This is a genomic window from Anaeropeptidivorans aminofermentans, from assembly GCF_940670685.1.
GTDB lineage: Bacteria > Bacillota > Clostridia > Lachnospirales > UBA5962 > Anaeropeptidivorans > Anaeropeptidivorans aminofermentans.
In genome coordinates, this window is record NZ_OW711693.1 from 1,508,778 (window position 1) to 1,522,528 (window position 13,751).

A 13,751-nucleotide genomic window follows, 5' to 3' on the forward strand; every position below is an offset into this window, starting at 1 on the left:
TATGAACGGACAAAATAAAAAAATTGCTAATATCTTTTGGCTTGGCGTTGTGTTTCCTATTGCCGCCCTGATATCTTCTATTTGTATCGGGCGCTATCCCATAGGAATCAATCAGCTGATAGCATATCTTTTTAGCCCCGGGGTCTTTGAGGACCCCGGAGCTAATATTTTTTGGAACATACGTCTTCCAAGGGTACTGTTTTCTATGATGGCAGGCGGTGCCCTTTCTATTTCAGGCTCCGTATTGCAGGGGGTCTACAGAAATCCGCTGGTTTCGCCGGATATTATCGGCGTATCCTCGGGGGCTTCCTTAGGGGCGGCAATTTCAATTGTATTATTTTCCTCTGTATCCTCAAGCGTGCAGCTCTTTGCCTTTGCAGGGGGCATTATTGCGGTGCTTTTTACCTTTAATCTTGCAAGGCTCGGCAATCAGTCTACGATTGTATCTTTGATTTTATCCGGGGTTATTATAAATGCTCTTGCTCAGTCCGGCGTATCCATTCTTAAATATATGGCGGACCCTCTTCAGCAGCTTCCGGCTTTGGAATTTTGGCTCATGGGGAGCCTCAATACCATTACATGGGAGAAGCTTATAAATTTTCTCCCGATGTTTTTTATCGGCTCTGTTATAATCATACTCCTTCGGTGGCAGCTGAACGCTCTTTCTATGGGTGATGAGGAAGCGGCAAGCCTTGGGGTATCCGTAGTTATTACAAGAGGCATTATGATAGCCATGGCTACGGTGTTGGTTTCGGGAGTTGTTTCTATGACGGGCATGATTGCCTGGGTAGGGCTTATATGCCCGCATATTACCCGTATTTTAACCGGGAGCGACCATAGGGTCTCTGTGCCTGTTTCTTTTTTTACGGGGGCAGGATTTATGGCGATTTCAGATACGGTTGCCCGTTCTTTGACGGCTGCCGAGCTTCCCATAAGTGTTATCACTGCTTTTACGGGGGCACCCTTTCTGGCATATTTGCTTATCAAAAGCGGCAAGTCCGCCTGGCAGTAGGAGGGTGTATGATGAATATTTTATCTTGTGAAAACTTAACGGTTGAGCTATCCAATAAAGAAATCCTTACTGATATAGGTTTTGAAGCTGAATGCGGCAAAATATACATTCTCTTGGGAAGTAACGGCACAGGGAAAACCACGCTCCTGCGTACTTTATCGGGGCTTATAAAGCCTGTGAAAGGGACAGTGTCCATTAACGGCAGGGATACGGCTTCCTTTAGCCGTAAAGAGTTTGCCAGAAATATCTGCTATTTGCCCCAAAGCCATGGCGCGGTATTTGAATATCAGGTAGTAGATTTCGTTATGATGGGCCGTACGGCCCATGGGAATATTTTCTACCGCCCTACGGAAAAAGACAAGAAGAGGGCTTTGGCAATACTTGAAGAAACAGGTATAGCCCATCTTGCTTACAGGCCTTATACAAATTTAAGTTCCGGTGAATGCCAGCTTGTGATGCTTTCAAGGGCATTGATGCAGGATACGTCTTTTTTGCTTCTTGATGAGCCGACAAGCAATTTAGATTTTAAAAATCAGCGGAAAGTTATGAAAAGAATTACAGAGCTTGCCCACAAGAATGAGAAAGCCATTTTAATATCCATACATGATCCGAATGCCGCCATTGAATACGGCGATTGTATTATAGCAATGGATAATAAGCAGATTATAAAAAAGATTGATAAAACAAATTCAGGCTTTTACAATGAAATTGAAAAAGCAATGCAGCAGATTTATGAGCCATCTGTAAAAATAGTACAGACGGAGGACTATGCTTTTGTAAAATACGGAAAATAGTTTCAGCTTGAAGGTTGATTTACTATAAAACTAAAAGTCTGCAAAGGGGGATGGATTTTAATGATACAAAAAACAATTGTAGCAGATTTGAATAGCCTTTCCTTTACTATCTCAGAAAATAAATTTACGAAAGAGAGCGGATACGGCAGAGGCCTTGCAGTAGCGCTTTTGAAAGAATACGGAAATATGGCCGCAGGCCGTTTTGACGAAGACAATCCCTTAATATTTGTGCCTGGGCTTTTTGTAGGGAGCTCTGCGCCTTCCTCCTGCCGTATGCATGTCGTTACAAAAAGGGAGAAAGGGCAGGGGGCCCATATTTCAAACATAACGGGCGATGCTCCTCATAGGCTGATTTCTTCAGGAGTTTCAGCTCTTGTAATAAAAGGGAAGGCTAAGAAGCCGGGAACCGTATTATTGATAGACCATGGTGAGCCGCAGTTTATTCATATGCCGGAGCTTATGGGCCTAAAAATACCTGAAATCATCTCTTGCCTTAGGGAGCAATTCGGAGAAGACTGCTCTATCACAGGAACAGGTCCTGCGGCTGATGCGCTGCTTCCTCTTTCAACGGTATTTAATACATATCCAAGGGGATTGCCGGCTTACGGCTGCCCAAGAAACAGCTTTGGCGACATAGCGGGAAGCAAAAATCTAAAAGCTGTTGTAGTAAAAAGTTCGAAGCTTTTTGATGTTCCCTATGCGGATAAAGAAGCATTTAAAAGGCTTGCGCCAAAGCTTTCAGCAATTATACGAAGCAATAAAATATGCGGCGGAGCTTTACCGGGATATGGTTCCATTACTATAATGAAGCTTTTAAAGAATAAGCATGATATTCCAGAACCCAAAAAAATAGAAATGAAAGCCCGGTTTTCACCCAACGGAATAAAAATAAACAGAAATTGTTCTCCTGTATGTGTCATAGGCTGCCTTAATAAAAGTGAAAGAGAAGCGCTGGTAGACGGCTTTCAGGACGTTCCTGAGGTTTCGGAGGTAGACGGGGCACTTATGCATTCCTTTTCCATAAAGGATAATCTGCTTGTACAGAAAATTATGGCCAAGGCTTTTGAAATAGGAATAAATGCGACGGAATTTGTTTATACGGCTAAGGTTTATTATGAAGCGCTTTATGGAAAAACAGACCATATTAAGCCTGATGATATTTATGAACTGCTCCTTGAAATAGAGAAGCTTTCCGTTACCGGCCGTGTGATTGCAGGAGGCTCTCAAAGAGTATTTGAAATATTTAAAGATAAAACGCCTCTTGAGGAGCTTGTTACAAAGCCCTCTATTACTCAGGAAAAAAATTACAGTGTATCCCTTGAAAAGCCGGAAGGGCTCGAAAATACCAAGGATATAGACTTACTGTACAGGGAAATATTTGCCCTTGAAAATCTTGGTATATGTATCTTTACCTCATTTGCTTTATTAAATAATAATGAAGCCCTGGCGCTGTTAAGCAAAATGTTTACTGCGAAAACAGGAATTGAAATGAGTGTTTATGAGCTTTTGGAGTATTCTAAAAGCTGTATAGAAAATGAGCTTTCTTTTCATAAGGACAGTGCATTATACGGCGTAAATATGACTGTACCGGAATTTACAAAGGTTCTTTACAGATATTTTGGTGAAGAAAAGGAAAAGTAAACTTTCATAGATGATTTTTTTTCATATGTTTTCCTTTGAGAAACGAATTAAGCGACAAATAGAAACCCCTTTGATTATAATACGTATTGTAATCAACAGGAGTTTCTTATATTTAATATATTAAGAAGGTACTGAAGTATGTTTTAAAATCCTTATAGAGCAAATTAATTGATGAAATAAATAAGTGCTATTATAAAGGCTATAAGCATGAAAGAAAGCTCCATAACGAGGAAACGGGTAGGCTTAAGGACTAAAGTGTACATTGTAACAGGCGGCTTGGGAAATCCTTCTTTCTATTTGGTTATTTCCCGGTAATGTGAATAGCATATGCTTTGGTCTGCTTTTCTTTGTTACCCTTTATTTAAAGTAACTGTAAATGTGGTTCCTTTTCCCAATTGACTTTCGCAGATAACCTCACCATTTAAAATATCTATTATTCTTTTTACAATTGAAAGGCCCAGGCCGCTTCCATCTCCTGAACGAGAGCTATCTGCCTGATAAAATCTGTCAAATATCTTTTCGGTTTGCTCATGAGTCATACCTGGGCCATAATCTTTTATAGAAACTTTAACAGTTTTTTCTTCTTCAATTATAGCGACGGATATAACTGAATTATAATATGAAAACTTAATGGCGTTTTGAATAATATTAAGCCATACATGATGTAAAAGTTCTTCATTTTCATATATAATGGTTTCTCTTATATCAAAATCAAACGTAATATTTTTTTTGCTCCACTGTGATTCCATAAGGAGAATGATGCCTCTAATCTGTTCATCGAGGTAAAACTTTTCCCGTATAGGTACAACTGCTCTGCTATCAAGCTCACTGAGCTTTAAAAGATTAACAGATACATTTAAAAGCCTGGAAGATTCATTTATAATAATATTTGTATATTCCTTTATCTCTTCAGGCGTAATATCTTCATTTTGCAAAAGCCTGGCAAAGCCTTCTATAGATGTAATAGGGGTTTTGAACTCATGGGATACGCTTGAAACGAAATCCTTCCGAAGATATTCATTTTTCTTTAAAGACTTTGTCATTTTATTAAAGTTACTGATTAATAGGCCGATATCCCCTTTGTGGTTTTGGGGAATATAAATATCAAAATTACCTTTTGATACTTCATCTGTTGCTTTTATTACCTTTTTTAAAGGCCGAATAATGACGATAAGAGCAATAACAATGAGAAAAGCGGCTATAAATGTACCCAACTGCAATATTCCATGCATAGAATTCTTAAATATATCCATGCCGCCTTCAATGGGCTTGGGTATAAAAAGAATGTACTGCTCTCCGGCTTTAAACAGGCACATAGGGATACTGCCTTTTGAATTAAAGGTTAGTATTTCACCTTCCGTGACTCGGTTTATCATACCGATTGAAATTTCATTTTCATAGGCTTCAAAATTTCTAAGGTTGCTCCCATTAGTAGTGACGAAGGCCATATTGATGGGAACAGCCTTTTCAATTAATTCATCTGTTACTTCAAAATCTTTATCTGCCAAAAGCTGAATCATTTCAGCCTTTTTTTGCATTTCATCGGTAAATATGCCTTTGACTTTAGGAAGCGCTGAATTTGCAATATATAGTACGGATACAAAGTGAGAGAGCATCAGAAGCATCATAAAAAGAAATATCCACCGTACATAAAGAGAACCTATTTTTAAATTTTTGCATAGCCCTTTTATGTTTTTCATTTTAAATACTCCGCCTTGTATCCAAGCCCTCTAACGGTGACTATTTCAAAGGAATCATTATCTGAAAATCTTTCTCTTAGCCTTCTGATATGGACATCTACAGTTCTTTCGTCGGCATCGGATTCCATTCCCCATATTTCATCCATAAGCTGCCTTCTTGTAAAGGTTTTGTTTGGATAGCTTAGTAATTTATAAAGCAAATCAAACTCTTTGCGCGGAAGCTCAATATTTTCATTTTGCATAATTATACTTCTGGAATCGAAATCTATAAGTACATTGCCGACTTCAAGCTTACGGTCGGCAGAAATTTTAGCCCTACGTAAAAGTGCTTCCACCCGAAGAATCATTTCTTCAAAATCTATAGGCTTTGTCATATAGTCATCTATACCGGATGTAAACCCTCTTTTTTTGTCTGCAAAGGTATCTTTAGCCGTAATCATAAGTATAGGTATTTGTTTATCAACACTTCTGATGTCGGTTGTAAGCTCATATCCATCTATCATAGGCATCATGACATCTACAATGAGCATGTCAAAATAGTTTTTTTCCATCATACTCAGGGCTATAGACCCATTTCCTGCACACTCGGTTTCATAGCCGTGGTTATTGAGATGTTTTGAAATTAACTTTTGTATATTCTTATCGTCATCTACTACTAAAATCCGAATCACTATATCAACCTCTCTTTAATAAACAGCAGGTGAATTTGTAAAACAGCAAAAACAAGCAGTGAAGAATAATATCCTAAATACTTGTATTTCAGGGCCCTGATATTTTATAAAATTAGCTACTATATATTGTTATACTTGATTCAATATGAAGTCGTAGCATCATCAAATGGAATAGGAAAAAATCCAGACTTGATTAAAATACTGTTTACAGTATTTTAACCTTACGGTATTTTGCGAAGCAAAAATTCTTATTGCTTTTCTCTTATTTTAAGCCGTCTCAATCCGAGTTTTCACTTCAGTATAAAAGCAATTGATAAGCGGAAGTTTTTCTCATATATTTCTCATGGAGAAATGTATGAGTATGTAAAATGCAGCTGAACTTTACAAACTTATTCATATCGTAATGCTTCAATGGGGTCAAGCTGTGCTGCCTTTGTTGCAGGATAATATCCAAAGAATACCCCTATCATCATAGAAAATACTACCGCAACCACTATTATAAAAATAGAAGGTAAGCCTGGGAAGCCTAAAAGTAAAGAGCCTAAATATCCTAATGAGATACCTGCAATTATACCTATTATGCCTCCTATGCCGCAAATAATAATGGCTTCAATAATAAATTGCATCTGTATAGAAGTATTACGAGCCCCTAAGGCTTTTCTTGTGCCAATCTCTCTTGTGCGTTCAGTTACTGAAACAAGCATAATATTCATGACGCCAACACCGCCTACAATAAGGGATATTCCCGCAATTACGGCTATGGCAATCTGAAGGGTCGACATCATATCAGTCATGGTACTCATCATGGACTCCATACTGGTTGCACTTATTTTATATCTTGTATTGTTCTTATAATAGTTATTGAAAAAGCTTGCCGTGCTGTCAGTTAAAATATCTGAGTCAACCCCGGCTTTTCCCATTACAGTAACAGACTCGTATCCGCCGTTTGAGGACATCAATTTTTTACATGTTGAAAGAGGTATGTATACATTTGTCCTTATGTCTTTATCAGCTACAGATGAGCCCATCATTGTCATAACATCATTTTCATACTTATAAATACCAACAATAGTAAATGTTTGTATGCTGCTATCCGTAGTAATTTTTATCTCCTGGCCCAGAGGGCTTTCACCGGATGGAAACATATTACTGACAAGCTTATCTGATACCACAGCGGCATAACGGTTTGATTTGATATCTCCTTCATTTATATATCGGCCTTCTAGCATATTTATATTGCTGGATATTTTATATCCCGGATTTGTTCCTGTAATGGATACGTTGGCATAAAGCCTCCCGTCCTTTGCTTTACCGCTGTTACCGGATTCATATATGCTGACGGCCTCTACCTTATCTCCGTAAAGCCTTAAATAATTTTCTATCATTTCATCTGTTATCAAGTCAATTTCGTCAATAGTCCCCATATCTCCTTGCAGCATTGGAGGCGTCGGTATGCCGTTATCGGTTTCCTTTTTTTGCAGATTAACTATAATATTCGTAGCACCAAGAGCTTGCATTGAGTTTGAAACGGAGCTTGTCATGGAATCTCCGACGGTTACGATACCGATAACCGAGCCTATACCTATAATGATGCCAAGCATAGTAAGTAAAGAGCGCATTTTGTTTGCTTTTAGCCCTTCTATGGCAAGAAGTATATTTTCCTTTAAAAACACAATTTATGCACCTGCCTTTAAAAGAGCTTTTTCATTGGTTATCATGCCGTCTTTAAGCGTAATTATGCGCTCCGTTTCCTTAGCAAGTTCTTCATTATGGGTAATTAATATAATTGTTTTGCCCTGTTCCTTATGCAGCTTATGAAAAATATCCATAACCAGCCTTCCGGTTTTTGAATCCAGCGCCCCTGTAGGCTCATCTGCAAGGATAATAGCCGGGTCATTTGCTATGGAACGGGCGATGGCCACTCTTTGCTTCTGACCGCCGGAAAGCTCGTTCGGTTTGTGGTTTGCTCTGTCTTCCATCTCAACCAGCTTTAAGAGCTCCTTTGCCTTATAGCTTCGCTCTGATGCGCTTATCCCTTTATAAAGCATGGGCAGTTCAACATTTTTCAATGCGCTGCTTCGTGGTATGAGATTGAAGGTTTGAAATACAAAGCCTATTTTTTGGTTTCTTATATCTGAAAGTTCTATATCATTTAGTTCGTTTATATTAACGCCGTCTAATTCATATTCTCCTTTTGTCGGTTTATCCAAAGCCCCGATAATATTCATAAGAGTAGACTTTCCCGAACCGGACTGACCTACTATGGATATAAATTCTCCCTTGCTGACCGTAAGGTCGATTCCGTGGAGGATTTCCAGCTCATTAGGCGTATTTGTATAAAAGGATTTCACAATTTTTTTCATATCTATAACAGTTTTCATGGTTCTGCCCTCCTATTTAAGCGATGTTTTCATGCCGTCCACAAGTCCGGTTATGTTGCTTGCTATCCTAGCATTGTCATAAAGAGCATCGGATTCTATCTCAGTATAAAAATCTGTTTCAAGCCCTGTTTTTACGGCTATCTCATGTAAGATACCACTGTCATCTATAATAAACACGGTGCTTTGTCCGTTATTTCCCAATTTAATAGATTCAAAGGGTACGGAATATACGCTTTCTTTGCTGCTAATTATGATATTCATTCTGGTATTCATACCGATTCTCAAATTTGTTTCACTGGATACTACTGCAATTTCTGCTTTAAACTCTACATCAGTGGTGCTGGAAGTGTCGCCGTTCGTATTTTTAACTGCGGCAGGCTCAATTTTACTTAAGATACCTTCATATTCGTCATTTCCGGTAGCGTCTGAACGTATTACAACCTTCATGCCTTCCTTGATTTTGCTTACGTCATATTCTTTGATATACGTTGTAATTTTTAGATTTTCGGTATCTTCCACAATAAATAACAAGCCTTGGCCGGAAGACCCTTCTGTAGCATACACTGCAGTAACCGTTCCGCTTATAGGCGAGTATATTGCAGAATCATTAAGCTGCTTTTCCAGCTCTTCAATAGACAGCTGGTTAGATTTGTTATTTACAGCTATCTGGGCACTTTCGACCTTGCTTTTGTAATCCGATATATCTTGCTGCGCTTTTGCTTTAGCTGAATTTAATGCCTTGACTGCGTTATCATAATTAGTCTGGGCAGTTTTAAGGTTTTCCTCAGCCTGTTCTAAAGTACGGCTGTCAGCAGTTTTTGCGTTTTCCAGGCTTAATAAGGCATCGTCATACTGGATTTGTGCGTTTTTAAGGGTCTTCTCTGATTGCTCAAGCTCTTCCAAGGAGATCCCCCCTGCATTAAACAATGCTTTTGCATTATCATAGTCCTTTTGCCTTTTATTAAAGTCCAATTCGGCCGTCTCCAGATTGCTTTGGGCTGATGCCAGCTTGGTATTGATACCCTGATTACTGTCATTTACGGCATCATTATATGCTTTTTTAGTATTTTCAAGGTTGATTTCAGCAGTCTTTAAAGAGGTCTCTGCGCTGACAATTTGAGAATTTGTACCATTATTTAAATTTGATAACGCTTCTGAAAGTATTCTTTGGCTGTTATTTAACTGATTAATGTTGCTTTGATGCGATGCCGAAACCTCTTCTTTCCTTTTCTCAAGGCTTCTTTCTAAATCTTCAGTCTCCAGCTGGGCCAGAATGTCACCTTCTTTAACATAATCACCTGCTTCAACGAATACTTCTTTAACTTTGTAGCTGAGATTTGAATATACCTTTTGAGTGTTATCGCTTTCCACAATGCCTTTCATGCTTATACTGTCTGTTAAATCTGCTTTATGTAATAAAGTATAATCTGCGGAAGCGGAAGCATTGTCTTTTTGAAATCCCAAAACTACAGATGCGCTTACCGCTATAATGACACACATAACAGGTATAATTACTTTAGCTGAATTTTTGCTTTTAAATGCTGAAGAAAACTTTTTCATAGAAAACTCATGCCTTTCTAATATTTATTTAAAATGAAGTATAGCGCTTTTTTATGAACAGAGCATGAACAGACAGGCAAATCAAAACAAAAAAGCAAGGTATCTTAAGTTCCCAAGCAGGAAAGCATTCTGCGAATATTTATAAGACCTGCAATCGTGATTTTTATTCTAAAATAATAAAAATTGAAGTTGAAAAAATTAAGAAGCGAAACTAAAACAATTGATAAAAATATATAAAGTTTGCCGGATAGTTTCAATAATCCAAAGGAATATATTGGTTACTTGTGGTAACAATAAAATAATAGACAGGAGCTATTCAGTATGAAATCGTAGCATCGTCAAACGGAACAAGAAAAATTCAGACTGAATTAAAATACCGTTTACAGTATTTTAATCACAGTATTTTGCGAAGCGAAAATTCTTATTGCTTTTCTCTTATTTTGAGCCGCCTCAATCTAAATTTTTACTTTGATATAAGAGTAAATTTACTATATATAATAAGTATCTTTGTTTTAACAGAAAGTGAAAATGAACAAAAAATAATTAAATATTTTCTAAGGCAGAATAGAAATTCAATTATATAAAATACTAGAAACCTTGGTTTAATTCAACAGGTATTTAAAAGAATGAATTATAGCCTAAATAAATTATATATTTCTAAAATAAGATCTCTTAAAAGGGTGAATATAGATGAAAATTGGAATACCAAAGGCACTGTTGTATTATCAGTATGGGGCCTTGTGGAGTGATTTTTTTAAAGAGCTGAATTATGAAGTTGTGATAAGCGGTAATACAGATTCTGCTGTTTTGCAGGAAGGTGTGAGCTTATGTATAGATGAATGCTGTGTGCCCCTGAAGGTTTATCTTGGGCATGTGGCAAAGCTTAAAAAATACTGTGATTGTATCTTTGTGCCAAGGTATTCCTGCGATGGGCCTCAGGAAGAGTACTGCCCCAGGTTTTGGGGCCTACCGGATATTGTACGTGTAACCTTCCCTGATATTACTGTGTTGACTTGTAATTTGAAGGGATATAAAACAAGACATGAATTAGAAGGCTTTATGCAATTAGGCAGTCAACTGGGCAAAACGCCTTTTGAAACATTAAAGGCTTTTCGAAAAGCTAAAAGGGCTCAGATGGAAAAGACCAAAAAACTGCAGGAAAATCAGCAAAAGGTCTTAAATCCTTCTGATATACAAATTTTATTGGTCGGTCAGCCCTATATCCTCCGGGATTCTTTTTTAGGAGGGCCTATGGTTCGCATGATAAAGGAAATGGGTGCTAGTCCGGTATTTTCGGATGATTTTGATAAAGCTATTTGTCATAGCCTTTCTGGTAACCTTTCTAAAGATTTATATTGGACAATGAATAAAGAGATTATTGGAGCAATACCGCTTTTAAAAAATAAGGTAAATGGGATTATTCTGGTTACGGCTTTTCCCTGCGGAACAGATTCTCTTGTTTATGAACTGGTTTTACGGAGGATAAAGGATATTCCTATTATTCATATTGTGCTTGATGAGCAGCAGGGAGAGGCGGGTTTGCAGACACGCCTTGAATGTTTTATAGATATTTTAAAGGAGACAAGGAATGCTTATGTCAAATAAATTAGTCATCAGCTATCCCCACATGGGCAGCTATGCTCATGTGTTTCATCAATTTCTCAGGCATCTGTTTCCAGAAGCCCAGATACTTACGCCGCCGCCGATTACCAATAAAACATTGGAGCTGGGCGCAAAATACAGCCCTGATTTTATTTGTGCGCCTTTTAAATACAATATAGGAAATTATATCGAAGCTTTGGAACAAGGAGCAAATGTGCTTTTCCAATCGGGTCTGGGCTGCCGTTATGGATATTACGGGGAACTGCAGGAGCAGATTTTGCGGGATATGGGATATGATTTCCGGTTTATATGCTTGTCGAGGGAACGGGCAAAATTAAGTAATGCATTGAAAATATTAAGAGAATTAGGATGCGCTATTTCGCTTTACAGATGTATTGAAGCGGTGCTTCTGGCACTTGGCAGTATCCGTATAATTGATCGCTTTGAATACTGGATGCGGGAAAACATCGGTTTTGAAGTTGCGGAAGGGGAATGCGAATTGCATCACAAAAAGCTGCTGTCGGCTATTGAACATGCTGATTCTTTTAGCCATCTAAGAAAAATCACATATCAGGCAAAAAAAACAATTCAAGAGATTCAGCTGAGGCGGCCTGAGCATCCCTTAAGAGTTGGCATCGTAGGGGAGCTTTATACTTTAATGGAGCCTTTCAGCAATTTTGAAATAGAAAAGCAGCTTGCCCGGGAAGGGATTGTAGTCAGCCGTATTATGGGACTGCGTTTTTTGCTTATAGGCAAGAAAGCCAAAGATTCGTTGGGAGGCTGCGGGGGATACTTGCATAACCATGTTGGCGCCAACGGTACAGACAGCGTTTCCCAGAGCCTTCGGTATGCTCGTATGGGATATGACGGTGTTCTGCATTTAAAATCCTTCGGCTGCATTCCTGAGCTTAATGCCACGCCGGCACTCATGTCTATTTCACAGGAACATGGTATCCCCGTTCTCCACCTGAGCTTTGATTCTCATTCCAGCGAAACAGGGGTGCAGACACGTCTGGAGGCCTTTGTTGATATGCTCAGAATGAGAAAGGAGGCAGCTTTATGATTCCTGCAAGCTTGGGTGTGGACATCGGTTCGGTGTCTACCAAGGCAGTGGTACTGGACCGAGAAAATCAAATTCTTGCCTCTGATTATATCTGGACACAGGGTGACCCAATTTATGCGGTTAAATGCATACTAAAGTCTTTAAAAGATCAGCTTCCGGAAACTGTGTCTGTGCAGGCGGTAGGAACTACCGGCTCTGCCCGGCGGCTGATTGGTGCTATGCTGGAGGCAACGGCTATTAAAAATGAAATTACTGCCCATGCAGTAGGAACCCTCTCCAGATACCCCGAAGCCCGTACAATACTGGAAATCGGAGGGCAGGATTCAAAAATCATTATACTGCGTAACGGTATTGTGACAGACTATGCCATGAATACTCTTTGTGCCGCGGGAACAGGGGCCTTTCTTTCTTCTCAGGCGGCAAGGCTGGGGCTAAAAGTAGAAGAACTTGGGGCAATTGCATTGAAATCCAAGCATCCGACAAAGATAGCTGCAAGATGTACTGTTTTTGCCGAATCTGATTTGATTCATAAAGCCCAGATTGGGCATAGCAAAGAAAATATTGTGGCCGGACTGTGCGCCGCTGTTGTCACAAATTACCTGAACAATGTAGGCAAGGGAAAGCAAATAGAACCTCCTGTTATTTTTCAGGGCGGTGTCAGCAAAAATCAGGGCGTTGTGGAGGCGTTTAAGAAAGAACTTGGCATAGAGGTACAAGTGGATGAAAATGCTCATTTAATGGGGGCGATAGGGGCCGCAATTTTGTCCCGAAAAGCCGGAGAAGCCGTTCCTTTTAACTTTAACTTTATGGAGCTAAATTATGAGACAAATTCTCAGGAATGCGAAGGTTGCGCCAACCATTGTGAGATTATCCGATTTTACCGAGAAGGCAAACTGCTGGACCAATGGGGAGGACGCTGCGATAGAGGATACACTATTTTAAATAATGAGAAATCATTACAGTCTGCTGATTAAAGAATTTTTCAATTCCTAAAGCAGAATTTTTAATAGAATAAATATGGAAATATTATTAGAAAACAGTTATATTTCTTAAGTTTTTCCATGTAAAATTTTATACCCTACAGGTAAAAATACATGGCTTTTGGATTTTGAAATTGCTTTATAACCTTCTATGTTTTTTAATATTTATTTTTCGACAGGAAGGGTTTGTGCTGCTTGCAGTATAATTTAAAGATAATTTTATAAATAGTGAATGCAGAAGATATTATTTAAATAACATTCATGGGGCTATGCTATACTTAACAGATAGCGAATGGCAGGCAAATAAATCTTATCAATAGGATGATTTTGGATTGGAAGAAGAAAAG

Annotated in this window: 11 protein-coding genes; 6 read left to right on the forward strand and 5 right to left on the reverse strand. The window is 38.6% G+C overall.

Features of this window, described 5'->3' with window-relative positions:
* Nucleotide 1 precedes the first annotated feature (1 nt).
* Genes NBX03_RS06185 through NBX03_RS06195 form a run of 3 tightly spaced genes read left to right on the forward strand, consistent with a single transcriptional unit; the run spans nt 2 to nt 3,447 of the window.
* Nucleotides 2-1,012 (forward strand): FecCD family ABC transporter permease, encoded by a 1,011-nt coding sequence (locus tag NBX03_RS06185; protein WP_250229882.1) that lies wholly within the window; start codon nt 2-4, stop codon nt 1,010-1,012.
* An 8-nt stretch (nt 1,013-1,020) separates the two neighbouring features.
* Complete coding sequence (locus NBX03_RS06190) at nt 1,021-1,806, forward strand: ABC transporter ATP-binding protein (RefSeq protein WP_250229883.1); 786 nt, start codon at nt 1,021-1,023, stop codon at nt 1,804-1,806.
* A gap of 60 nt (nt 1,807-1,866) precedes the next feature.
* Nucleotides 1,867-3,447 (forward strand): aldehyde ferredoxin oxidoreductase N-terminal domain-containing protein, encoded by a 1,581-nt coding sequence (locus NBX03_RS06195; protein ID WP_250229884.1) that lies wholly within the window; start codon nt 1,867-1,869, stop codon nt 3,445-3,447.
* A 350-nt stretch (nt 3,448-3,797) separates the two neighbouring features.
* Here the strand turns inward: NBX03_RS06195 and NBX03_RS06200 are convergent, their stop codons facing one another.
* From NBX03_RS06200 to NBX03_RS06220, 5 genes are all read right to left on the reverse strand, one after another.
* Complete coding sequence (locus tag NBX03_RS06200; protein WP_250229885.1) at nt 3,798-5,147, reverse strand: HAMP domain-containing sensor histidine kinase; 1,350 nt, start codon at nt 5,145-5,147, stop codon at nt 3,798-3,800.
* Nucleotides 5,144-5,818, reverse strand: a complete 675-nt coding sequence (locus tag NBX03_RS06205) for a response regulator transcription factor (protein ID WP_250229886.1) — start codon at nt 5,816-5,818, stop codon at nt 5,144-5,146. The genes NBX03_RS06200 and NBX03_RS06205 overlap by 4 nt, the downstream gene beginning before the upstream one ends.
* A gap of 389 nt (nt 5,819-6,207) precedes the next feature.
* Nucleotides 6,208-7,437, reverse strand: a complete 1,230-nt coding sequence (locus tag NBX03_RS06210) for an ABC transporter permease (protein ID WP_408628559.1) — start codon at nt 7,435-7,437, stop codon at nt 6,208-6,210.
* 57 nt (nt 7,438-7,494) lie between these two features.
* Entirely contained in the window at nt 7,495-8,199 is a 705-nt protein-coding gene (locus tag NBX03_RS06215) for an ABC transporter ATP-binding protein (protein WP_323373265.1), read from the reverse strand.
* Nucleotides 8,200-8,211: 12 nt separating this feature from the next.
* Nucleotides 8,212-9,759, reverse strand: a complete 1,548-nt coding sequence (locus tag NBX03_RS06220) for an HlyD family secretion protein (protein ID WP_250229888.1) — start codon at nt 9,757-9,759, stop codon at nt 8,212-8,214.
* Between the two features lie 690 nt (nt 9,760-10,449).
* Between NBX03_RS06220 and NBX03_RS06225 the strand changes: the two genes are divergently transcribed.
* The 3 genes from NBX03_RS06225 to NBX03_RS06235 are packed head-to-tail and all read left to right on the forward strand — an operon-like array spanning nt 10,450 to nt 13,398.
* A complete protein-coding gene (locus NBX03_RS06225; RefSeq protein ID WP_250229889.1) occupies nt 10,450-11,364 on the forward strand; it encodes an acyl-CoA dehydratase activase-related protein in 915 nt (304 codons plus the stop codon).
* Nucleotides 11,354-12,424, forward strand: a complete 1,071-nt coding sequence (locus tag NBX03_RS06230; protein WP_250229890.1) for a 2-hydroxyacyl-CoA dehydratase — start codon at nt 11,354-11,356, stop codon at nt 12,422-12,424. Before NBX03_RS06225 ends, NBX03_RS06230 begins: the two co-directional genes overlap by 11 nt.
* The gene (locus tag NBX03_RS06235) at nt 12,421-13,398 is read left to right on the forward strand and encodes an acyl-CoA dehydratase activase (protein ID WP_250229891.1); all 978 of its coding nucleotides are present in this window, start codon (nt 12,421-12,423) and stop codon (nt 13,396-13,398) included. The genes NBX03_RS06230 and NBX03_RS06235 overlap by 4 nt, the downstream gene beginning before the upstream one ends.
* Nucleotides 13,399-13,751 lie beyond the last annotated feature (353 nt).